This window comes from Paraburkholderia sp. Ac-20342 (assembly GCF_017104985.1).
Taxonomy (GTDB): domain Bacteria; phylum Pseudomonadota; class Gammaproteobacteria; order Burkholderiales; family Burkholderiaceae; genus Paraburkholderia.
In genome coordinates this window covers 1-22,386 of record NZ_JAAGPQ010000115.1, presented here as the reverse complement: position 1 = coordinate 22,386, position 22,386 = coordinate 1, and the positions used below count along the sequence as shown (strand labels likewise).

Sequence of the window (22,386 nt, the reverse complement as noted above, 5' to 3'; positions counted from 1 at the left end):
AGGCGGCCAAAGCGGCGGCACAGGCAGGGCAAGCGGCGCAGACCGCCGGGAACGCGCCCGACGGCGGCGCGTCCGCACAGGCGCCGCACGGCGAGGCGCGGCGATGAGCGGCGTGCTGCTCGCGGACCGCTACATGTCGTCGATGACCGAAAGCGATCTCGACGAGGTCGCCGCGATCGAGAAGCTCGCTTACGAGTTTCCGTGGAGCCGCGGCAATTTCGGCGATTCGCTGCGCAACGGTTATTTCGGCGTTTGTCTGCGCCACGTGACGGGGACGCTGCTCGGCTATTGCGTGCTGATGCCGGTCGTCGACGAAATGCATCTGCTCAATCTATGCGTCGCGCCGCAGGTACAAGGCGCGGGCGCGGGCCTTGCGCTGCTGCGCGAGGCGGTGCGCATCACGCGCGCCGAAAGACTCGAGGGCCTGCTGCTCGAAGTGCGGCCATCGAATCATCGGGCGATCCGGCTGTACGAACGTTTCGGCTTCGCGTCGATCGGCCGGCGCAAAAATTATTATCCGGCGCGGCATCGCGGCCGGGAGGACGCGATCGTGATGCGTCTTTCGTTTGCCACGGAGGGCGAAGATGGCGCTGCATGAATCGGTACTCGAAGAATTCGGACTCGCGCCGCTGTGGGTGCGGCGCGGCATGGCGGCGCGGCAGCCGGCGGGCGAGGCGGCTGTCGGACTCGGTGATGCCGGGGGCGCGCACGCACCGCGGGACGAAGGGGGCGAGAGCGTGCATGCTAGGGCGCGCGAGCAGGATGTGCCGGCGGGTCAAACTCAGGCTCAGGCGCAAGGCGAACGGCGTGCGCCCGAGGAGCGCGACGAAGCGATGCTGGCGGAAGATGCACGCCATCGCTCCGATGATCGCGCCGCCCGGGAGCGCGCGGACGAGTTGCAATCGATGCAGGGCGACGTGCGCAATGAGCGCGATGAGCGTCGAGCGGAGCCCGCATCGCGGACCATGCCCGAAGCGATGCACGCGTCGGCGGATCGGGGCGAGCCATCGCCAGCCCGACGCGAACCCGCTCAGCAGGATACGACCGCAGCCCGACGCGAACCCGCGCAGCAGGATACGACCGCAGCCCGACGCGAACCCGCTCAGCAGGACGAAGCCGCAGCGCATCGCGAACCCGCACAATCGCGAGCATGTCAGCAGGAGCAACAGCGGGCGCAACCGCCAGCCTATTCTCCCGCGCCGCCCAACTTCGACGCTCCTCCCGACGACGACTTCGCGTGGTTCGACGATCTGCCCGCGCATTCGCGTGCTAGTGAATCCGCTCATGAACCCGTTGAAGCCCGCGGCAACGCTCCCGCACTGCCTGCCGTCCACACGCTCGACTGGGACGCGCTGAGCGAGCGCGTCGCCGCGTGCGAGTCGTGCCGCCTATGCGAGAAGCGTACGAACACGGTGTTCGGTGTCGGCGATCGCAACGCCGAGTGGATGCTGGTCGGCGAAGCGCCGGGCGAGAACGAGGACCGCCTTGGCGAACCGTTCGTCGGCCAGGCCGGCAAGCTGCTCGACAACATGCTGCGTTCGCTCGCGCTGGCGCGCGGCACCAACGTCTATATCGCGAACGTGATCAAGTGCCGTCCGCCCGGCAACCGCAATCCGCAACCGGACGAAGTCGCGCGTTGCGAGCCGTATCTGCAGCGCCAGGTCGCGCTCGTCAAGCCGAAGCTGATCGTCGCGCTCGGCCGCTTCGCCGCGCAAAGCCTGCTGAAGACCGAGGCCAGCATTTCGTCGCTGCGCGGCCGCGTGCATCGGTACGAGGGCGTGCCGGTGATCGTCTCGTACCACCCCGCGTATCTGCTGCGCAGCCTGCCCGACAAGGCGAAGGCCTGGGCGGATCTGTGCCTCGCGCGCGATACGTGGCTCGCGGGCGGCGGCGCGCCGTCGAACGAGCCGAAGTGACGACGCCCGAGGGGCCGGCGGCGCACGATGCCGCCGCGCCGATCTCTCGCGCCGGGCTGCTCGATACGCTGCTCGGTGTGTGGCCCGATAAGCGGGGCGATGAGCGTCCCGATGTGCGCATTGAAGCGCCTGGTAAGGCACACGCTCACACGCACACGCAAGCGGTCGCGCCATCCGCGCCGCAATCCAGCGCGCCACTCCACTCGTCATCCGAGTCGTCACCCGACATAGCCGCCGCTCCCTCGCACAACGATCCGTTGCGCGACCCCGCCGTGCGCGATCTCGCGTGGTTGCTGCTGAGTCCCGATCTGTTGCGTCCGCAATTGCCGGTCGGCGTGCTGGCGAATCCCGTCGAAACGCCGCAGCAACGGCAGGCGACCGTCGCCTGGCTGCGCGCGCTCGATGCCGCGCCTGAGCCGCTCCATCGCGATCTCTCGGCGACGCGCATCACGCGCCTGGGCCGCTATGCCGAGCGGTTGCTTGGCTGGTTTCTGCAGCATGGACCGGCCGCGCAACTCGTCGCCGCGGGCGTGCCGTTGCGGCGCGCAGGCGTCACGCTCGGCGAATGCGATTTTCTCGTGCAGACGCACGAAGGCGCGCGGCTGCATTGGGAACTGGCGGTGAAGTGCTACCTGCACGCGGGAGCCGCGCGCGAAGCGCAGGCGGGACGTCTCGCCGATTACGTCGGCCCCAATCTGAAAGACCGCTTCGACATCAAGCTCGCGCATCTGCTCAATCATCAGTTGCCGTTGAGCGCGCGCGAGGAGTTCGTGCTGGCCGGTTATGCGGGGCCGTGGACGCCGCAGATGTTCGTCAAAGGCTGGCTGTTTTACCGGCATGGCGAGACACCGCTCGATCCGCTCGAGCTCGATCCCGCGCATGGGCGGGGCTGGTGGGTCACGCGCGGCGACTGGCTCGGGTTCGCGGCGGCGCATGCGCGGATCTGGCGGGTCTTGCCGCGACTGGAATGGCTTGCGCCGCGACGCGTAGCGGCTCTGGAAGAGCAGGGCGACGACGAACGCGCGTCATACGTCGATGCGCCTACGCTCGCCGTACAGACTTCGCATCAACACAGCCCGGTGATGGTCGCCGCGTTCGTCGAAGACGGTGCCGGCCATCTGCTCGAACGCTCGCGCGGCTTTATCGTGCCCGACGACTGGCCCGAGCAGGCGCGGCATTACGCCATGCAATAGCCGCAACGCAGTCGTGCGGCAGTAGTGCGGCATTCGCGGCGTGCGATCGCGATCGAGTTTGCGACGCATCGCGAACACAGGCGCATACGCACGCATCTGCGCACACGCGCAACGATAAATCCCTCACCACCAGCGGTGAAAATGATGCACCGGCCCCACGCCGTGACCGACTTCGAGACGGTCGCTCGCCTGTAACGCGCCGGTCAGATAAACCTTCGCATCGGCCACCGCGCTTGCGAGATCGCCGCGCTGCGGAATCAGCGCCGCAATCGCCGACGACAGCGTGCAGCCCGTCCCATGCGTATTCTTCACCGGCACGCGTGGCCCGCCGAGACGCAAGGCGCCGCTGGCCTGCACGAGCCAGTCGGGGCTGTCCGCCGCGCTCAGGTGGCCGCCCTTCATCAGCACCGCACGCGCGCCGAGCGCGCGCAGCGCTTCGCCCTGGCCGGTCATGCCGGCTTCGTCGGTGGCGGGCTGCATGCCGAGCAATGCGGCCGCTTCCGGCAGATTCGGCGTCAGCAGGTCGGCGAGCGGCAGCAGTTCGTCGCGCACGACCGCGACCGCATCGGGCAGTAGCAAAGCGTGATGGCTCTTCGAGATCATCACCGTGTCGAGCACGATGTGCTTCGGCTTGTGACGGCGCAGCGCATCGGCGACCGCGCGCGCGATCGGCGCATTCGCGAGCATGCCGATCTTCACCGCGTCGATGCGGATGTCGTCGAACACCGCGTCGAGCTGCGCACTGACGAAGCCCGGGTCCGGTGCATGAATCGCGCTCACGCCGCGCGTGTTCTGCGCGGTCAATGCGGTGATGACGCTCGCGCCATAGGCGCCGAGCGCGGAGAAAGCCTTCAGATCGGCCTGGATGCCGGCGCCGCCGCCGGAGTCGGAACCGGCGATCGTCAGCACATTGGGAATCGGTTGAGTCATGGTCAGGCGAGGAAGAAGGCGCGCGCACGGGGAGCGCATGCGCATCGTCGAAACAGCCGGCTCGCGGAACGAAACACGCGGCCGGCCCGGGGAGCCAGCGCCTGTTCAGCGCTGGCTCAGTGTTTAGCTTCGCCGATCAGCGCGACCGAATCGAACGCGCGCTGGTTCGCCTGGTGGCGCCGCATCACGAGCCACATCATCAGGCAGACGAAGGTGCCGAACAGCACGATCACGGCCGCGACCGGCACGTCGAGCCACACGAGCACCGCGTACAGGCACAGCATCACGAGCACCGAGAGATTCTCGTTGAAGTTCTGCACGGCGATCGAGTGTCCCGCCGACAGCAGCACGTGCCCGCGATGCTGCAGCAGCGCGTTCATCGGCACGACGAAGAAGCCCGACAGACCGCCGACGAGCATCAGGAAGAGATACGCGACGATCAGATAGCCGGGCATGTGCATGCGGCCGAAATAGATGCCCCAATGCGAGGGGAACAGATCGCGCGTATAAAACGCCATCAGCATCACGGCGATCCCCATCATGATGCCGACCGGCAGCACCGAGAGCGACTTCTTCAGCGGCACGCGCGAGGCCGCGAAGATCGCGCCGCCCGCGACGCCGACCGCCACCACCGCCTGCAGGATCGCCGCTTCGGACAGCGACATGCCGAGCGACACCTCGGCCCACTTCAGCACGATGAATTGCAGCGTCGCGCCGGCACCCCAGAACAGCGTCGTGACCGCGAGCGAAATCTGTCCGAGCTTGTCGCGCCACAGCACGAGAAAGCAGTCGGCGAAATCGGTGATGAGGCGGATCGGCCCGTGTTCCTGCTTCGGATAGCGCGCGCCGGTATCGGGAATGCGCAGATTGAAGAGCGCCGCGATGACGTAGATGCCCATGATGACGAGCATCGCGGCTTCCGAGGGCGTGTTCACGGTGGGAATGCGCAGGTGCAGGATGGGCGCGGCGATATGCGGGCTGATCAGCGCGCCGCCGAGCACGGTGCCGAGAATGATCGAGCCGACCGTGGTGCCTTCGATCCATCCGTTCGCGGCGACGAGCCGGTCAGGCGGCAGCAGTTCGGTGAGGATGCCGTATTTGGCGGGCGAGTAGGCTGCCGCGCCGAAGCCGACGATGCCGTAGGCGATGAGCGGATGCGCGCCCATCAGCATCGTGATGCAGCCGAGAACCTTGATGGTGTTGGTGACGAACATCACGCGCCCTTTCGGACGGGAGTCGGCGAAGGCGCCGACGAAGGCGGCAAGAACGACGTACGACAGCACAAAGAACAGCTTGAGCAGCGGCGTCATCCAGTTCGGAGCGTGAAGATCTTTCAGCAGTGCGATAGCGGCGATCAGAAGCGCATTGTCGGCCAGCGACGAAAAAAACTGCGCGGCCATGATGGTGTAAAAACCTTTTTTCATCTGATGCGATGCTGTCCTCGCTGCGGTCTGTCCGCCCCGGCCGTTTGCAGTGCGTCCGGGCTTATGCCGATCGAAATGGGTTGTGCGCACGGCTTTATATCACGAAAATAGCTGGATTCGGACTAGCAGAATCCTTGATCGCACCGCCCAGCGGGCCGCCGAGCGCCGAAAACGCCAGGTAAGCCGCTGATTCGCAAGTGTCTTTACGAAAAAATCCCATGCCGCGCCCCCTCTCAGCCACGATACATACCGCTGCTCTCGCCAATAATCTTGCCGTCGCCCGGCGTTATGCGTCGAAGTCCAAAATCTGGGCCGTCGTCAAGGCAAACGCGTACGGACATGGCCTCGCGCGCGTGTTTCCGGGCTTGCGCGCAACGGACGGCTTTGGGTTGCTGGACCTCGAAGAAGCGGTGAAGTTGCGTGAATTGGGCTGGGCGGGCCCCATTCTTTTGCTCGAAGGCTTTTTCCGACCGACCGATATCGACGTGATCGACCGCTACAGCCTGACCACCGCGCTGCATTCGGACGAGCAGTTGCGCATGCTCGAAATGGCGCGCCTGTCCAAACCGGTCAACATCCAGTTGAAGATGAACACCGGCATGAACCGGCTCGGCTACACGGTCGAGAAATTCCGTGCCGCATGGGAGCGCGCGCGCGCCTGCCAGGGCGTCGGCCAGATCACGCTGATGACCCATTTCTCCGACGCCGACGCCGAGCGCGGCATCGCGCATCAGATGGAAGCGTTCGAGCGCGGCGCGCAAGGCATTGCTGGCGCGCGCAGCCTCGCGAATTCGGCGGCCACGCTCTGGCATCCGGAAGCGCATTTCGACTGGGTGCGCCCCGGCATCATCCTGTACGGCGCGTCGCCCTCGGGCGTGACGGCCGCGATCGAGAGCACCGGCCTGCAGCCCGCGATGACGCTCGCCTCGGAACTGATCGCCGTGCAGACGTTGAGCGCGGGCAATTCGGTCGGCTACGGTTCGACGTTTACCGCGCGCGGCGCCATGCGTATCGGCGTGGTCGCGTGCGGTTACGCGGACGGCTATCCGCGCGTCGCGCCGGAAGGCACGCCGGTGATCGTCGACGGCGTGCGCACGCGGATCGTCGGGCGCGTCTCGATGGACATGCTGACGGTCGACCTCACGCCGGTGCCGACCGCCAACATCGGCTCGCGCGTCGAGCTGTGGGGCACCGCCTTGCCGATCGACGACGTCGCGCAGGCCTGCGGCACGATCGGCTACGAGCTCATGTGCGCGGTCGCGCAGCGTGTGCCGGTCCGTGCGGAGTAACGCGTGGCGAAAGCAAAGACGTTGTACATCTGTAGCGAGTGCGGCGGGCAATCGCCGAAGTGGTCGGGCCAATGCCCGTCGTGTCAGGCGTGGAACACGCTCGTCGAATCGGTGGCCGAGGGGCCGGCCACGCATCGTTTCCAGTCGCTCGCGAAGAGCACGCCGGTGCGCCGTCTCGCGGACATCGAAGCATCCGACGTGCCGCGCTTCACGACCGGCGTCAGCGAATTCGACCGCGTGCTCGGCGGCGGTCTCGTGCCGGGCGGCGTGGTGCTGATCGGCGGCGATCCGGGCATCGGCAAATCGACGCTGCTGCTGCAAGCGCTCGCGGAAATCGCCGCGCACAAACGCGCACTGTATATCAGCGGCGAAGAGTCCGGCGCGCAGATCGCGTTGCGCGCGCAACGGCTCTCGCTGCTCGAACCGGGTTCGACCGCGAGCGAGCTGCAACTGCTCGCGGAAATCCAGCTCGAAAAGATTCAGGCGACGATCGCCGAGCAGCGTCCCGACGTCGCCGTGATCGACTCGATCCAGACCGTCTATTCGGATGCCTTGACATCGGCACCGGGCTCGGTCGCGCAGGTGCGCGAATGCGCGGCGCAACTGACGCGCATCGCCAAGCAGTCGGGCACGACGATCATCATGGTCGGCCACGTGACCAAGGAAGGCGCGCTCGCGGGCCCGCGCGTGCTCGAACATATCGTCGATACGGTGCTGTACTTCGAGGGCGACACGCACTCGTCGTATCGCCTCGTGCGCGCGATCAAGAACCGCTTCGGCGCGGTCAACGAACTCGGCGTGTTCGCGATGACCGAGCGCGGCTTGCGCGGCGTCGCGAATCCGTCGGCGTTGTTCCTGTCGCAGCACGAGCAGTCGGTGCCGGGCTCGTGCGTGCTGGTCACGCAGGAAGGCACGCGGCCGCTGCTGGTCGAGGTGCAGGCGCTCGTCGATGCGGCTAACGCGCCGAATCCGCGGCGTCTCGCGGTCGGCCTCGAACAGAACCGGCTTGCGATGCTGCTCGCGGTGCTGCACCGGCATGCGGGCATCGCCTGTTTCGATCAGGACGTGTTCCTCAACGCGGTGGGCGGCGTGAAGATCACCGAGCCCGCCGCCGACCTCGCGGTGCTGCTCGCGATCCATTCGTCGATGCGCAACAAGCCGCTGCCGAAGGGGCTCGTCGTGTTCGGCGAAGTGGGCCTCGCCGGTGAGATCCGGCCGTCGCCGCGCGGCCAGGAGCGTCTGAAGGAAGCGGCCAAGCTCGGTTTCTCGGTCGCGGTGATACCGAAGGCCAACGCGCCGAAACAGCCGATCGAAGGCTTACAGGTCGTTGCGGTCGAACGGATCGAACAGGCCATCGATCGGGTCCGCACGCTCGAATAAACAGGGACTTGCGGCGCGCGGGCGCCGTGGGTGCGCCTTGCATGCCGTAATGCACGGTAAATATCTCGTTCCTGGCTGTAACCTGGCCGCCACGCCTTTTTTCTAAGCTGTAAGGGTCTATGTCTCTTCTGATGCCCGAAAAAAGGATCGCGCTTTGAAACAGTCACATGAAACCGCAGCAGAGCGTTCTATCCAGGTGCGTGGTTGCCGGGTCTCCGCACCGATTCACCAGCCTTGGGGCGGCGCCTGCCGGATCGTCGAATGGATCGACACGGCGGGGCAGATATCGCGGCGGGTGGTGGCCGAGGACGTGACGCCCGCCGAGGTGCGCGCCACGATCAGCCGCCATGTGGAAGGCCGCAAGCATCTGCTGTACGACGACGAGAAGTCGCCGCGTCAGACGCTGCCGAGACAGACGGTGGTGCGGCGTTGAGCGTGGGGTCTGCACGCCTCTTTTGCACGTTTGTATTTCAAGCTTGTTTTCCGCGCCTTGCCTGATGCGTTTGTTCTCGTCATGCGACGGCCGCCGAGGTCCATCGTATTGCGGTATTGCGGTATTGCGGTATTGCGCGAGGCCGCGCATTTGATTCTCGTGGAATCCGTCGCGCAGCCGCCGTGGCGGCATCCGCGCTAACCCGCGAAGTTCTCCCCATCGCTGTCGTTCAGGCCATCGCTTGCCGCCGCATACGCCTGCGGATCGAACAGCGGATGCCGCGCGGCCTCGGCCGCCGTCAACACCGGCGACACGCAGCAGTCGAGCGCTTCGAGCGACTGCATCCATTCCGCTAGCGTGCGCGTGCCGATCACGGCGCCCAGTTCCTCTGTGAGCGCAAGCGCATCCGGACCACCGATCGCCTGACCCAGACTCCAGTGACGCGTCGCCCATTCGGGCCGGTCGAGCGCCATGCACAGCGTTTCCCAGAACTTCAGTTCGAGCGCGCCGACCGCGAGCCAGCGGCCATCGCGTGTGCGATACAGGTTGTAGCAGGGCACGCCGCCGTTGAGCAGGCCGGCGCCGGCGGCGGGCGCCGCGCCCTCGTTGGCGAGCGAGACTTGCGCGATGACGTTGTGCGCATACGAAGCGTGCGTCATCGAGACGTCGACGAAGCGGCCTTCGCCGCCGCGCGCCACCTGCCAGAGAGCCGCGAGAATCTGCGTGACGGCGGCGAGTGCGCCGCCGAGCAGGTCGGCGATCTGGAAGTTGGGCAGGATCGGCGTGCCGTCGCGCGCGGCGAGCTGATCGAGCACGCCCGCATAGCCGATGTAATTCAGATCGTGGCCGGCGTGCTGCGCGAACGGACCGCTCGCGCCATAGCCGCTGATCGCGCAATAGACGAGCCGCGGATTCGCCGCGCGCAGCGTCTCGTAGCCGAGGCCGAGACGCTCCATCACGCCGGGCCGGAAGCTCTCGATCAGCACGTCCGCGTCGGCCGCGAGGGCGCGCAGCACATGGCGCCCCGCCTCCGATTTGAGGTCGAGGCGCGTTTCGCGCTTGCCGCGATTGACCATCCGGTAGAACGCGCCGGGCCGTCCCGCGACGCGGTCAGCCGACGATTGCAGCATCGTGCGGGTCGGGTCGCCCGCGCCGGGCGCTTCGATTTTCAGCACGTCGGCGCCGAGTTCGGCGAGCCGCAGCGCGGCCACCGGGCCGGGCAGCAGACGCGTGAGGTCGAGCACGCGCAGTCCTTGCAGCGCCGGGGCCGCCGGTGACTTAGACGATGAGGTTGCGAATGACAAGGCCAGGCTCCCATCGATGCCGGCGCGGCCCGGCGCTGCGTGCCGCTAGCCGATCTGTTCGAGTTCCTCGTGCGTCTCGAGCCATTCGGCTTCGAGCGTGTCGAGGCGCGCATTCACATCTGCCTGCCGGCGGATCGCGTCCGTCAGCTTGCTCTTCTGCTCGGGCTCGTAACTCGCGGGATCGGCGACGAAGGCGTCGAGCGTCGTTTTCTCCGCGTTGAGCGCGTCCATTTCCTTTTCGATCTTCGCGATACGGCTTTGCAGCGGCTTTTTCAGATGCGCCAGCTTCTGCCGCGTTTCCGCTTCGAGACGGCGCTGTTCCTTGCGATTGACGTTGCCGTCGGCATTGCCCGCCGCGCCGTTGGACGCCGCCTCGGCCGCGCCCGAGGCATTCGCCTTCAGCACCGCGCGCTGCTCGGCCGCATGCTGCAAGAGCCAGTCGCGATAGTCGTCGAGATCGCCGTCGAACTCCTGCAGACGGTGCTTCGCGACCAGCATGAACTGGTCGGTCGTCGCGCGCAGCAGATGGCGGTCGTGCGAGACCAGAATCAGCGTGCCTTCGAATTGCGCGAGCGCCATCGTCAGCGCGTGGCGCGTTTCGAGGTCGAGGTGGTTGGTCGGCTCGTCGAGCAGCAGCAGGTTCGGCTTCTGCCAGATGATCAGCGCGAGCGCGAGGCGCGCTTTTTCGCCGCCAGAGAACGGCGCGATCTTCGCGGTCGCCATGTCGCCGGAAAAATTGAAGCTGCCGAGGAAGTCGCGCAGTTCCTGCTCGCGCGTATCGGGCGCGAGGCGCGCGAGATGCTGCAACGGTGTGTCGTCAGGGCGCAGCGTTTCGAGCTGATGCTGCGCGAAGTAGCCGATGCGCAAGCCCTTGCCTTCGCGCACGTGGCCGGAGAGCGATTCGAGCGTGCCCGCGAGCGTCTTGATGAGCGTCGACTTGCCCTGGCCGTTCGCACCGAGCAGGCCGATGCGCTGACCGTTCTGGATCGACAGCATGACGCGCTCGACGATCGGAATCTCGCTGCCGTCTTCGGCGCGATAGCCGCAGCGCACGTCTTCCATGACCATCATCGGATTCGGCGCGGAGTCGGGCGTGCGGAATTCGAACGTGAACGGCGAGGCGACGTGCGCGGGCGCGATCAGCTCCATCTTCTCCAGCGCCTTCACGCGGCTTTGCGCCTGGCGCGCCTTGGTGGCCTGCGCCTTGAAGCGGTTGATATAGCTCTGCAGATGCGCGACCGTGCGCTGCTGCTTTTCGTACGCGCTCTGTTGCAGCGCGATCTGCTGCGCGCGCAGCACTTCGAATTGCGAGTAGTTGCCGCCGTAGCGCTTGATCTGCTGGTTTTCCAGATGCAGCGTGACGTTGCAGACCGAATCGAGAAACTCGCGGTCGTGCGAGATCACGATCAGCGTGCCGGCATAGCGGTTGAGCCAGTCTTCGAGCCAGACGATCGCGTCGAGGTCGAGGTGGTTGGTCGGTTCGTCGAGCAGCAGCAGGTCGGAGCGGCACATCAGCGCCTGCGCGAGATTGAGCCGCATGCGCCAGCCGCCCGAGAAGCTGCTGACCGGCTCGCGCGTCTGGTCGAGCGTGAAGCCGAGGCCGAGCAGCAGCGCTTCGGCGCGTGCCGGCGCGGTGTAGCCGTCGGCGTCGGCGAACGCCGCGTGCGCTTCGGCTTCGGCCGCGCCGTCGTGGGCCGCCGAGGCGGCGGCGATGCGCGCTTCGATGTCGCGCAGCGCGGCGTCGCCGTCGAGCGCGTAGGCGAGCGCGGTCTTGTCGACGGCGGGCGTTTCCTGCGCGACGTGCGCGATGCGCCAGGTCGGCGGGATCGAGAAATCGCCGCCGTCCGCGTGCAGCTCGCCGAGCAGCACGGCGAACAGCGTCGATTTGCCCGCGCCGTTCGCGCCGACGAGCCCGGCTTTTTCACCGGGGTTCAGCGTGAACGTGGTGTTGTCGAAAAGCGGCTTGGTGCCGCGCGCGAGGCTGAACTGATTGAAGCGGATCACGACGTGGCCGGCTGAAGAAAACCGCTATTTTAGACTGCCCCGCGTGGCACCGGGCGCATGGCCGCGACGATTCGCGGCGGCGGGGCTTGCCAATGGGGCTCGCCTCGTGCCGCGGTGTGCCGCCGGGCGGCGGCCGCGTATCGCTGTGCGTTGCCGCGTATTGCCGCGCCGCCTCGCGCGGTTCGTCTCGTGTCATGCGCGGCGCAGCCGGCATCGGCCATCCGGCCGACTGTATTCGCGTGTCTTTTGGCATAGACTGACGGCTTTCACGGGAGAGCACATGACATCGATCTATTCGTTTTCGGCGCGCACGCTCGGCGGTGAGGAAGCGAGTCTCGCGACGTATGAGGGCAAGGTTCTGCTGATCGTCAACACCGCGAGCGAGTGCGGCTTCACGCCGCAATACGCGGGCCTGCAGAAGCTCTACGACACCTACGCGGCGCGCGGGCTCGCGGTGCTCGGCTTCCCCTGCAACCAGTTCGGCAAGCAGGAGCCGGGCGATGCCGCGCAGATCGGCAGCTTCTGCGAGAAGAACTACAGCGTGACGTTCCCGATGTTCGACAAGATCGAGGTGAACGGCGCCAACGCGCATCCGCTGTTCCGCTATCTGACCGGCGAAGCGCCCGGGCTGCTTGGCCTCGAGGCGATCAAGTGGAATTTCACGAAGTTTCTGATCGGCCGCGACGGCAACGTCGTGAAGCGCTATGCGCCGCTGACCAAGCCCGAGACGATGACCGAGGATATCGAAGCGCTGCTGTGAGCGTGCCGCCGCGCGCTGAGGGTTTGATTTGCGGTTTGATTCGCGGCTCGATTGGCTACTTGATTCGCTGCTCGATTCGCGCGGCTTGAGCGTCGCTGGGCACGAGAGGGCTACAGGATCGGCGAAAAGAGTCGCGCCACGTGCATCAGCATGCGCCGCAGCGGGCCGGCCTGACGGTACTCGCTGCGATCGATTTCGCGCGACTCGGCGAAGTCGTCGAGCAGCATCGTTTCGACTTCGAGCGCGAAGCCGCGGTCCACGGTCAGCACCATGATCTCGAAGTTGAGGCGAAACGAGCGGTTGTCGAGATTGGCGCTGCCGATCGCGGCGGCCGCGCTGTCGATCAGCACGACCTTCTGATGCAGGAAGCCGGGCTGATAGCGGAAGATGCGGATGCCCGCGCGCAGCGAGTCGTACGCGTACAGCTTCGAGGCGGCGAACACGACGAGATGATCGCGCCGGCTCGGAATCAGGATGCGCACGTCGACGCCGCGCAGCACCGCGAGCCGCAGTGCGGAGAACACCGCTTCGTCGGGCACGAGATAGGGCGTCGTGATCCAGATCCGCTCGCGCGCCGCGTTGATCGCCTCGACGAAAAAGAGCGAACAGGTTTCCTGCTTGTCGGCGGGGCCGCTCGGCATCACGAGGCAGTGCATGCCGCTCGCGGCGGAGTCGGTGTCAGGGGCCGGCTGGTCCGGGGCGTCGCTTGATACGGCGGCGGGCACGCCGGCCGGCACGTCGAAATCGGGCAGTTGCTGCGTGGCCCAATACCAGTCCTCGATAAAGACGAACTGGATGCTCGCGACCGCCGGGCCGCGCACCTCGATGTGCGTATCGCGCCACGGCGAGAGCGGCGGTTTCGCGCCGAGGTATTCGACGCCGACGTTATGACCGCCGACAAACGCGCGCTCGCCGTCCACCGACACGATCTTGCGGTGATTGCGGAAGTTCAGTTGCAGCCGGTTGACGAAGCGGCGATTCGTCGCGAACGGATGCACCTCGACGCCGGCCGCGCGCAGCGCCGCGATGTAGCGATGCGGCAGATCGAAGCTGCCGATGCTGTCGTACAGGAAATAGACGCGCACGCCTTGTTGCGCCTTCGCGATCAGCGCGTCCTTGAGCATGTCGCCGAGCGCGTCGTCGCGCACGATGAAGAATTGCACGATCACGTAGCGGCGCGCGTTTTCGATCGCCGTGAAGATCGCCTCGAAGGTCGCCGTGCCGTTGACGAGCGTGCGTACGCTGTTGCCCGGCAGAAACGGCATGCCGCCCAGACGCGTGAGCGACTGCACGAGCCGCGCGCCGAGTTGCTGCGTCGGCACGCCCGCCGACGACGACTGCGAGTCCCATATCCGCGGATGCGCGCGCGTGCGCAGCAGTTCGTTCTCGACGCGGCGCGCGTCCGCGTAGCCGGCGAACTTGCTGCGGCCGAGAAACAGGTAGGGGATGAGCGTCAGATACGGCATCGCGACCAGCGACACGGCCCACGCAATCGCGCCTTGCGAGGTGCGCGTGTGGAGAATCGCATGGCAGGCCGCGATGATGCCGAGAATATGGGCAAGGGCAACCAGCGGGCCGACGTGAAGCAGGTCGAATTGCATAAGCTCGCGAATAGTGGGCGAAGCGCGGCGTTTCAGGGCGCGGGAGTGGGTAGCGAGCCCGCTCCGTGATATGCCGCGAATAGGCCGGGCAACGCTTTCAGGCCGGCGTGCCGCGCCATGCGGCGCACCGTGGCGGCAAACCGTTGCCAGCTTGCCTGAAAACCCCGCATGAAACCAGGCTCCAAACTCGGCTTGAAACCAGGCTCGGGGCGAGGCTCGAAGCGATGCCAGGCCGACATCATGTCAGGCTCAGACCGGCAAGTCGCAGGCCTGGATCAGGAACACGTTGTCGTCGCCGGCGCTGGTCGGCAGCCATACGAGATCGAGCCCGCCGAATGCCGCCTCGACGTGCTCGCGCTCATTGCCGATCTCGACCACGAGCACGCCGTCGTCGGTCAGCCAGTGGCGTGCCTCGGCGATGATCCGGCGCACGATGTCCATGCCGTCCGCGCCGCCCGCGAGCGCCATTTCGGGCTCGTGTTTGTACTCGGCGGGCAGCGCCTGCATCGAGGTGGCGTTCACGTACGGCGGGTTGCTGATGATCACATCGTAGCGGCGCTCGGCGAGCGGCGCGTACAGATCGCCTTCGAACAGTGCGATGCGCTCGTCGAGGTGGTAGTCCGTCACGTTGCGCCTCGCGACTTCGAGCGCGGGCGCGGACAGGTCGACCGCATCGACGTCGGCGTTCGGAAACGCGTGCGCGGCGAGAATCGCGAGGCAGCCGGAGCCGGTGCACAGTTCGAGCACCGCGCCGACCTGCTCGGGGTCTTCCACGTACGGTTGCAGGCCGTCCTGCAGCAACTCGCCGATGAACGAGCGCGGCACGATCACGCGCTCGTCGACGTGGAAGCGATAGCCGTGCATCCACGCTTCCTGCGTGATGTAGGCGGCCGGCACGCGTTCGGCGGCGCGCCGCTCGATCACCTTGAGCAGCGCGTCGATTTCGGCCGTGGTCAGACGTGCATCGAGGAACGGATCGAGCAGATCGAGCGGCAGATGCAGCGTGTGCAGCACCAGATAAGCGGCTTCGTCGTAGGCATTGGCCGAGCCGTGGCCGAACGACAGTTTGGCCTCGTTAAAGCGCGACACCGCGTAGCGCAGCAGGTCGCGAACGGTGGAAAACGGCAGCGTCATCGTAGGTCCCTCGTTACGCGATCAGTTGTTCGAGCACGCGGCGATACACGTTCTTCAGCGGCTCGATATGGGCGAGTTCGATATGTTCGTCGATCTTGTGGATGCTCGCGTTGAGCGGCCCGAACTCGATCACCTGCTTGCAGATGCGCGCGATGAAGCGGCCGTCCGAGGTGCCGCCGGTGGTCGAGAGCTGGGTGTCCACGCCGGTTTCGTCCTTGATCGCCTGCGCGAGCGCGTTCGACAGATCGCCGCGCGGCGTGAGGAACGGCAGGCCGCTCACGGTCCATTGCAGTTCATAGTCGAGATCGTGTTTGTCGAGAATCGCATGCACGCGTTGTTGCAGTCCCTCGACGGTGCTGGCGGTCGAGAAGCGGAAGTTGAACATCACGTCCGCATGGCCGGGAATCACGTTGGTCGCACCGGCGCCGCTGTGGACGTTCGAGACCTGCCAGGTGGTCGGCGGGAAGTATTCGTTGCCCTCGTCCCAGTGCTCGGCGACGAGTTCGGCAAGCGCGGGCGCGAGCAGGTGCACGGGGTTCTTCGCCAGATGCGGATAGGCGATATGACCTTGCACGCCCTTGACGACGAGCTTGCCCGACATCGAGCCGCGCCGGCCATTCTTGACCGTGTCGCCGAAACGCACGCTCGACGTCGGCTCGCCGACGATGCAGTAGTCCATGCGCTCGCCGCGTTCCTGCAGCGCTTCGACCACCTTCACGGTGCCGTCGGTGGCGGGGCCTTCCTCGTCGCTCGTGATGAGGAAGGCAATCGAGCCGCGGTGCGCCGGATGCGCCGCGACGAATTCCTCGCTCGCGACCACGAAGCCCGCGATCGACGCTTTCATGTCCGCCGCGCCGCGGCCGTACAGCTTGCCGTCGCGCTGGGTCGGCTCGAACGGCGCCGAGTGCCACTGTTCGAGCGGGCCGGTCGGCACGACGTCGGTGTGGCCGGCGAACGCGAGCAGCTTGCCCCCGCTGCCGTCGACGCCGCGCTTGACGGCCCACAGGTTGGTCACGCCGTTGGATTCGATCGTCTCGTGCTCGAAGCCGAGCGCGGCGAGGCGCTCGATCAGAAGACGCTGGCAATGCTGGTCGTCGGGCGTGACGGAAGCGCGGGCGATCAGTTGTTCGGTAAGGGCGAGGGTGCCGGACATGGATTCAGTGCAAACCACTTTGAAATGAAAAAATGCCGGCTGGCGGTGTTTCACCGCAGCCGGCAACAGCCTTGGAACGACGCGGCGCGCGGCCGCGCGTTCGACTACCGGGTGCCCGGTTGTGCCTGGACATGGCGCGTGAGCCTCGGGTAGCCGAGGCAAGCGCCAGCACATTCAGGCAAACAGCGCCGCGTAGTCGTCCGCCGAAAAGCCGAGCGATTTCACGCGCCCGTTGACGACGAGCACGGGCCGCTTGATGACCGACGGCTTGTGGATCATCAAGGCAATGGCGCCCGGCTGCGTTTCCGCAGCCGCCTTCATGTCGTCGGACAGGCCGCGCCACGTCGTGCCGCGGCGGTTCAGCAGCGCGTCGAGCTTGACGTCCTTCAACCAGTCCTGCACGAGCGGCTCGGTGACGCCGGCCTTCTTGAAGTCGTGAAACTCGAACTCGACGCCGTGCTCTTCGAGCCACACGCGCGCTTTCTTCACGGTGTCGCAGTTCGGAATGCCGTAGACGACGGTTTTGTTGCCGCGCGCCATCAGTCGCCTCGCAGCAACTCGTTCAGGCCGACCTTGGCGCGCGTCCTGGCATCGACCTTCTTGACGATGACCGCGCAGTACAGGCTGTGCGTGCCGTCCTTCGACGGCAGGTTGCCCGCCACCACGACCGAGCCCGCCGGAATGCGGCCGTACGTGACTTCGCCGGTTTCGCGGTCGTAAATCTTGGTCGACTGGCCGAGGTACACGCCCATCGAGATCACCGAGTTTTCCTCGACGATCACGCCTTCGACGACTTCCGAGCGCGCGCCGATAAAGCAGTTGTCTTCGATGATGACCGGGTTCGCCTGCAGCGGCTCGAGCACGCCGCCGATGCCGACGCCGCCCGACAGGTGCACGTTCTTGCCGATCTGCGCGCACGAGCCGACGGTGGCCCACGTGTCGACCATCGTGCCTTCGTCGACGTAGGCGCCGATGTTGGTGTACGACGGCATCAGCACGACGTTCTTCGCGATGAACGAGCCGCGGCGCGCGATCGCGGGCGGCACCACGCGAAAGCCGGCGGCCGCGAAGTCTTCAGCGGTGTAGTTCGCGAACTTCGAGGGCACCTTGTCGTAGAACTGCGAGTAGCCGCCGGCCGGCATCGGCGCGTTGTCTTCGAGGCGGAACGACAGCAGCACGGCCTTCTTCAGCCACTGGTTGACGACCCAGTCGCCGTCCTTCTTTTCGGCGACGCGCAGCGCGCCTTTATCGAGTTGCTCGATCGCGTGGGCGACGGCTTCGCGCACTTCAGTGGGCGCGGCTTTCGGCGACAGCTCGGCGCGGTTGTCCCAGGCGGTGTCGATGATCTGCTGAAGTTGTTGCGACATAGGCGTGATTTTCTGAAGGGTTGAAGTCTGAAGAAGGGGATGCGGCTCAGGCTGCACTCAGTGGCCGCCGAGCGACCGGCAAAATTCGACGATCCGCTGCGCGCCTTCGGTGCATTCGTCGACATCGGCGACGAGCGCGAGGCGCACGAAATTGCGGCCGGGGTTCACGCCGTGCGCGGTGCGCGCAAGGAACGAGCCCGGCAGGACCGTCACATTATAGTCGGCGTAGAGGCGCCGGGCGAACTCGGTGTCCGAGAGGCCGGTGCGCTCGACGTTGGCCCACAGGTAGAACGCGGCGTCGGGCAGGCGCACGTCGAGCGCCTCGGCGAGCATCGGCGTAACCGTGGTGAACTTCTGCAGGTATTTCGCGCGGTTCTCGCGCACGTGCGTCTCGTCGTTCCAGGCGGCGACGCTCGCGCTCTGGAACACGGTCGAGAGCGCCGCGCCGTGGTACGTGCGATACAGCAGGAAGGCCTTGAGAATCTGCGCGTCGCCGGCGACGAAGCCCGAGCGCATGCCCGGCACGTTCGAGCGCTTCGACAGGCTCGACAGCATGATGAGGCGCTCGAAGCCGCGGCCGAGCTGGTGGGCCGCTTCGAGGCCGCCGAGCGGCGGTTTTGCCTCGTCGAAATAGATTTCCGAGTAGCACTCGTCCGAGGCGATCACGAAGCCGTAGTGGTCCGACAGCGCGAACAGTTCGCGCCAGTCGTCGAGCGTGAGCACGGCGCCGGTCGGATTGCCGGGCGAGCAGACGTAGAGCAGTTGCGTGCGGGCCCAGACCTCGGCGGGCACCGTCGAGTAGTCGCAGGCGAAGTTGCGCGCCGGGTCGCTGTTGACGAAGTACGGCTGCGCGCCGCCGAGCAGCGCCGCGCCTTCGTAGATTTGATAGAACGGGTTCGGACAGAGTACGATCGCAGGCTCTCCGCTGGCATCGCGGCGCGGATTCAGCACCGTCTGCGCGAGCGCGAACAGCGCCTCGCGCGAGCCCGACACCGGCAGCACTTCGGTGGCCGGATCGAGCGGCGGCAGGTTATAGCGCCGCGCGACCCATTGCGCGATCGACTCGCGCAGCGGCGCCGAGCCGAGCGTGGCCGGATAGGCGGCGAGGCCGCCGAGCGAATTCACGACGGCCTCGCGGATCAGCGCGGGCGTCGGATGTTTCGGCTCGCCGATGCCGAAGCTGATGTGCGCGAGGCCGGCCGGCGGCGTGACGTCCTTGAAAAGCGCGCGCAGCTTTTCGAACGGATAGGTCTGAAGGGAGTCGAGTAGCGGATTCACGAGCGGGTCGGGCCTGGGCGAAGATGAACGCGGACGGATGGAAAGCCGGGCACGCGCGCCGGAAGACGGGCAGCGCATGAAAAAACGTGTTTCATGCACCCGGCGAGCAGGCCGCGATGGACAGCGACGGCGAAGCGCCGATTATAGCGTGGCATGTCGGCGGCGCGGCGGCCGGCGGGCAAAGCGGGGCGCTCACGGGCGCGGACGGTTTGCGCCGCAACAGGAACGTCGCGAACCCCTTACGGTTCGCGCAACAGAACACGCAGGAACAGCCATGTACTCAGCAATCGCAGCAATGCACGCAGCCATTCACGAGGCCGCCGGACGAAACCGGCGCGCCGCCAGCCGAATCACCCGGAGCCCCGCCGTATGAGCAACTGGCTTCGCAACGGCTGGCCGACCCTCGCGATCATGCTGGGCGCGTCGGTATGGGGCATGGTCTGGTATCCGCTGCGCATGCTGGCCGCGCTCGGCGTGACCGGCAGCGCCGCGAGCGCGCTCACGAGCGGCGCCGGCTGCCTGTTCGTGTTGCTCGTGCGGCGCCGCGCGCTGAAAACGGTGCGCTGGCACTGGCTGCTGCCCGCGCTCGCACTTGCCGCGGGCATCACGAATCTCGGCTTCGTCTGGGGCGCGATCCACGGCCAGGTGATGCGCGTGCTGCTGTTGTTTTATCTGACGCCCGCGTGGACCGCGCTGTTCGCGCACTTCATCCTGCATGAGCGGCTCACGTGGCCGGGCGCGGCGCTCGCCGCGCTGTCGCTCGCCGGGGCGATGGCGATGCTGTGGTCGCCGCGGCTCGGCATTCCGCTGCCCGGCAATCCTGCCGAATGGGCGGGCCTCGCGGGCGGCATGGGCTTCGCGATGAGCAACGTGCTGATCCTGAAGACGAGCCGCGTGCTGCCGGACATGAAGCCCGAAATGCGCACCGCGACGATCTTCGGCGGCGCGGCGCTGCTCGGTGCCTGCGCCGCGCTGTTCGAGCCGATGCCGGCGCCGCCCGCCGGCGCCCATCTTGGCACCGTGGCGTTACTGGTGCTCGGGCTCGGTCTGCTGCTCGCCTCGAACAATATGCTCGTGCAATACGGGCTCGCGGGCGTGCCGGCCAATCGCGCGTCGATCATCATGCTGTTCGAACTCGTCGTGACGGCGCTTTCGGCGTGGCTCTTCGCGGGCGAGGTGCCGGGCCCGCGCGAATGGGCCGGCGGCGCCTGCATCGTGCTGGCCTCGGTGCTTTCCAGCTGGGTGCATCGCCCGAAGACGGCGCCGCCCGATCCGGCCATCGCGGACATGAGCGCGCCCGGCTAGCGCAACGGCCATCACGATTGCGACGGCCGTGCCGGCTAGCGCGGGGGCGGTAGAAGGCGGTAAGAATCGTCCACGTGCGATGGTATGATTCCCCCTTCATTAGCCGGCGCGCGCTCGAACCTGAGTACTCGAGCACATGCAGCCGGCACCCGTATCGCGAAGGCATCGCGAGGATGCACGGCCTGTTCCGCCCCGGCGGCGAACGCTCCGTGCCGCGCCGCGAGCCACCTATCACTTCTCCTTTTCAAACAGCGAAATCGCCGTGCGTCTGACCTCGATCAAACTCGCTGGCTTCAAATCCTTCGTCGATCCCACGCATTTCCAGGTTCCGGGCCAGTTAGTTGGCGTGGTCGGGCCGAACGGGTGCGGCAAATCCAACATCATCGACGCCGTGCGCTGGGTGCTCGGCGAATCGCGTGCCTCCGAGTTGCGCGGCGAGTCGATGCAGGACGTGATCTTCAACGGCTCGACTGCCCGCAAGCCCGGCAGCCGCGCGAGCGTCGAACTCGTGTTCGACAATGCGGACGGCCGCGCCGCCGGCCAGTGGGGCCAGTATGCCGAGATCGCCGTGAAGCGCGTGCTGACGCGCGACGGCACCTCGAGCTACTACATCAACAATCTGCCGGCACGCCGCCGCGACATCCAGGACATCTTCCTCGGCACGGGCCTCGGGCCGCGCGCCTACGCGATCATCGGCCAGGGCATGATCGCGCGGCTGATCGAGGCGAAGCCCGAAGAACTGCGCGTGTTCCTCGAAGAAGCTGCGGGCGTCTCGAAGTACAAGGAACGCCGCCGCGAGACCGAGAACCGTCTGCACGACACGCGTGAGAATCTGACGCGCGTCGAGGACATCGTCCGCGAACTCGGCTCGAACCTCGAAAAGCTCGAGGCGCAGGCGGTCGTCGCGACGCGTTATCGCGAGCTGCAAAGCGACGGCGAGGAAAAGCAGCGTCTGCTGTGGCTGCTGCGCAAGAACGAGGCGGCCGGCGAGCAGCAGCGCCAGCAGCGCGCGATCGAACAGGCACAGATCGACCTCGAGGCGCAAACCGCGAAGCTGCGCGAAGTCGAGGCGGAACTCGAAACGCTGCGCGTCGCGCATTACTCGGCGAGCGATGCGATGCAGGGCGCGCAAGGCGCGCTCTACGAAGCCAACGCCGAGGTGAGCCGGCTCGAAGCGGAGATCCGCTTCATCGTCGAATCGCGCAACCGCGTGCAGGCGCAGATCGCCGCGCTGACCGCGCAGCGTGAGCAGTGGCAGGCGCAGGCCGGCAAGGCGCAGGACGATATCGCCGACGCCGAGGAGCAACTGGCCGTCGCCGAAGAAAAAGCCGCGCTCGCCGAAGAGGACGCCGCCGCGAAGCACGACGCGCTGCCCGCGCTCGAAGCGCGCTGGCGTGATGCGCAGGCCGAACTGAACACCGAGCGCGGCGGCATCGCGCAAACCGAGCAGGCGCTCAAGCTCGAAGCCGCGCATCAGCGCAATGCCGATCAGCAGTTGCAGCAGTTGCAGCAGCGTCACGAGCGGCTCAAATCGGAAGCGGGCGGTCTCGGCGCGCCCGACGAAGCGCAGCTCGGCGAGTTGCACATGCAGCTCGCCGAGCACGAGGAAATTCTGCACGACGCGCAAGGCCGTCTCGCCGAGGCGCAGGAAACACTGCCGCGTCTGGATGCCGAGCGCCGCGCCGCGCAGGAGCGCGTGCAGGCCGAAAGCGCGCAGATTCATCAGCTCGACGCGCGTCTCGCCGCGCTCAGGCAATTGCAGGAGAACGTGCAGACCGAGGGCAAGATCCAGCCGTGGCTCGACAGGCACGAACTGGGCGGCCTGCCGCGTCTGTGGAAGAAGCTGCACGTCGAAGCGGGTTGGGAAGCCGCGCTCGAAGCGGTGCTGCGCGAGCGTCTGGCCGCGCTCGAAGTA

At 66.7% G+C, this 22,386-nt stretch carries 19 protein-coding genes; 9 read left to right on the top strand and 10 right to left on the bottom strand.

Features of this window, described 5'->3' with window-relative positions; genetic code table 11:
* Window positions 1-103: 103 nt before the first annotated feature.
* The 3 genes from rimI (at window position 104) to G3N58_RS30420 (ending at window position 3,109) form a co-directional block, all read left to right on the top strand.
* Window positions 104-598 (top strand): ribosomal protein S18-alanine N-acetyltransferase, encoded by a 495-nt coding sequence (gene rimI / locus G3N58_RS30430; protein WP_206001045.1) that lies wholly within the window; start codon window positions 104-106, stop codon window positions 596-598.
* The gene (locus G3N58_RS30425; RefSeq protein WP_206001044.1) at window positions 585-1,916 is read left to right on the top strand and encodes a uracil-DNA glycosylase family protein; all 1,332 of its coding nucleotides are present in this window, start codon (window positions 585-587) and stop codon (window positions 1,914-1,916) included. Before rimI ends, G3N58_RS30425 begins: the two co-directional genes overlap by 14 nt.
* A 227-nt stretch (window positions 1,917-2,143) precedes the next feature.
* Window positions 2,144-3,109 (top strand): DUF1853 family protein, encoded by a 966-nt coding sequence (locus G3N58_RS30420; RefSeq protein WP_206001047.1) that lies wholly within the window; start codon window positions 2,144-2,146, stop codon window positions 3,107-3,109.
* Between the two features lie 123 nt (window positions 3,110-3,232).
* Here the strand turns inward: G3N58_RS30420 and thiD are convergent, their stop codons facing one another.
* Together thiD and lplT are read right to left on the bottom strand one after the other, a co-directional pair.
* A complete protein-coding gene (gene thiD, locus G3N58_RS30415; RefSeq protein WP_167045173.1) occupies window positions 3,233-4,039 on the bottom strand; it encodes a bifunctional hydroxymethylpyrimidine kinase/phosphomethylpyrimidine kinase in 807 nt (268 codons plus the stop codon).
* Window positions 4,040-4,155: 116 nt separating this feature from the next.
* Complete coding sequence (gene lplT / locus G3N58_RS30410) at window positions 4,156-5,463, bottom strand: lysophospholipid transporter LplT (RefSeq protein WP_167045176.1); 1,308 nt, start codon at window positions 5,461-5,463, stop codon at window positions 4,156-4,158.
* Between the two features lie 218 nt (window positions 5,464-5,681).
* Here lplT and alr point away from each other — a divergent pair, with 218 nt between their 5' ends.
* The 3 genes from alr (at window position 5,682) to G3N58_RS30395 (ending at window position 8,565) form a co-directional block, all read left to right on the top strand.
* Window positions 5,682-6,752: an alanine racemase gene (gene alr / locus G3N58_RS30405; RefSeq protein WP_167282593.1), complete on the top strand. Its 1,071-nt coding sequence runs from the start codon at window positions 5,682-5,684 to the stop codon at window positions 6,750-6,752.
* Window positions 6,753-6,755: 3 nt separating this feature from the next.
* Entirely contained in the window at window positions 6,756-8,132 is a 1,377-nt protein-coding gene (gene radA / locus G3N58_RS30400) for a DNA repair protein RadA (RefSeq protein ID WP_167282595.1), read from the top strand.
* Between the two features lie 154 nt (window positions 8,133-8,286).
* A complete protein-coding gene (locus tag G3N58_RS30395) occupies window positions 8,287-8,565 on the top strand; it encodes a DUF2866 domain-containing protein (protein WP_167045185.1) in 279 nt (92 codons plus the stop codon).
* 197 nt (window positions 8,566-8,762) lie between these two features.
* Here the strand turns inward: G3N58_RS30395 and G3N58_RS30390 are convergent, their stop codons facing one another.
* Both G3N58_RS30390 and G3N58_RS30385 read right to left on the bottom strand, forming a co-directional pair.
* On the bottom strand, window positions 8,763-9,824 hold the full coding sequence (locus G3N58_RS30390) for a CaiB/BaiF CoA-transferase family protein (RefSeq protein WP_206001046.1): 1,062 nt from the start codon (window positions 9,822-9,824) through the stop codon (window positions 8,763-8,765).
* A gap of 90 nt (window positions 9,825-9,914) precedes the next feature.
* A complete protein-coding gene (locus G3N58_RS30385) occupies window positions 9,915-11,873 on the bottom strand; it encodes an ATP-binding cassette domain-containing protein (protein ID WP_206001043.1) in 1,959 nt (652 codons plus the stop codon).
* 280 nt (window positions 11,874-12,153) lie between these two features.
* Here G3N58_RS30385 and G3N58_RS30380 point away from each other — a divergent pair, with 280 nt between their 5' ends.
* The gene (locus tag G3N58_RS30380; RefSeq protein WP_167045191.1) at window positions 12,154-12,633 is read left to right on the top strand and encodes a glutathione peroxidase; all 480 of its coding nucleotides are present in this window, start codon (window positions 12,154-12,156) and stop codon (window positions 12,631-12,633) included.
* Between the two features lie 110 nt (window positions 12,634-12,743).
* On the opposite strand, the gene cls is transcribed toward G3N58_RS30380, so the two are convergent.
* The 6 genes from cls to dapC form a co-directional block, all read right to left on the bottom strand.
* Window positions 12,744-14,234 carry a cardiolipin synthase gene (gene cls, locus G3N58_RS30375; RefSeq protein WP_206001042.1) on the bottom strand — a complete coding sequence of 497 codons (1,491 nt, stop codon included), beginning with the start codon at window positions 14,232-14,234 and terminating at the stop codon, window positions 12,744-12,746.
* Between the two features lie 249 nt (window positions 14,235-14,483).
* Window positions 14,484-15,368 (bottom strand): 50S ribosomal protein L3 N(5)-glutamine methyltransferase, encoded by an 885-nt coding sequence (prmB, locus tag G3N58_RS30370; RefSeq protein WP_206001041.1) that lies wholly within the window; start codon window positions 15,366-15,368, stop codon window positions 14,484-14,486.
* A gap of 13 nt (window positions 15,369-15,381) precedes the next feature.
* The gene (gene dapE, locus G3N58_RS30365; protein ID WP_206001040.1) at window positions 15,382-16,521 is read right to left on the bottom strand and encodes a succinyl-diaminopimelate desuccinylase; all 1,140 of its coding nucleotides are present in this window, start codon (window positions 16,519-16,521) and stop codon (window positions 15,382-15,384) included.
* Between the two features lie 174 nt (window positions 16,522-16,695).
* Window positions 16,696-17,061: an ArsC family reductase gene (locus G3N58_RS30360; protein WP_167282601.1), complete on the bottom strand. Its 366-nt coding sequence runs from the start codon at window positions 17,059-17,061 to the stop codon at window positions 16,696-16,698.
* Window positions 17,061-17,888 (bottom strand): 2,3,4,5-tetrahydropyridine-2,6-dicarboxylate N-succinyltransferase, encoded by an 828-nt coding sequence (gene dapD / locus G3N58_RS30355; RefSeq protein ID WP_167045225.1) that lies wholly within the window; start codon window positions 17,886-17,888, stop codon window positions 17,061-17,063. The genes G3N58_RS30360 and dapD overlap by 1 nt, the downstream gene beginning before the upstream one ends.
* A 57-nt stretch (window positions 17,889-17,945) precedes the next feature.
* Window positions 17,946-19,166: a succinyldiaminopimelate transaminase gene (gene dapC, locus G3N58_RS30350; RefSeq protein ID WP_206001039.1), complete on the bottom strand. Its 1,221-nt coding sequence runs from the start codon at window positions 19,164-19,166 to the stop codon at window positions 17,946-17,948.
* A 369-nt stretch (window positions 19,167-19,535) separates the two neighbouring features.
* On the opposite strand from dapC, the gene G3N58_RS30345 reads away from it, so the two are divergent.
* Together G3N58_RS30345 and smc are read left to right on the top strand one after the other, a co-directional pair.
* Window positions 19,536-20,471 (top strand): DMT family transporter, encoded by a 936-nt coding sequence (locus G3N58_RS30345; protein ID WP_206001038.1) that lies wholly within the window; start codon window positions 19,536-19,538, stop codon window positions 20,469-20,471.
* A 262-nt stretch (window positions 20,472-20,733) separates the two neighbouring features.
* A partial coding sequence (gene smc, locus G3N58_RS30340; RefSeq protein ID WP_206001037.1) for a chromosome segregation protein SMC occupies window positions 20,734-22,386 on the top strand: 1,653 nt, incomplete at its 3' end.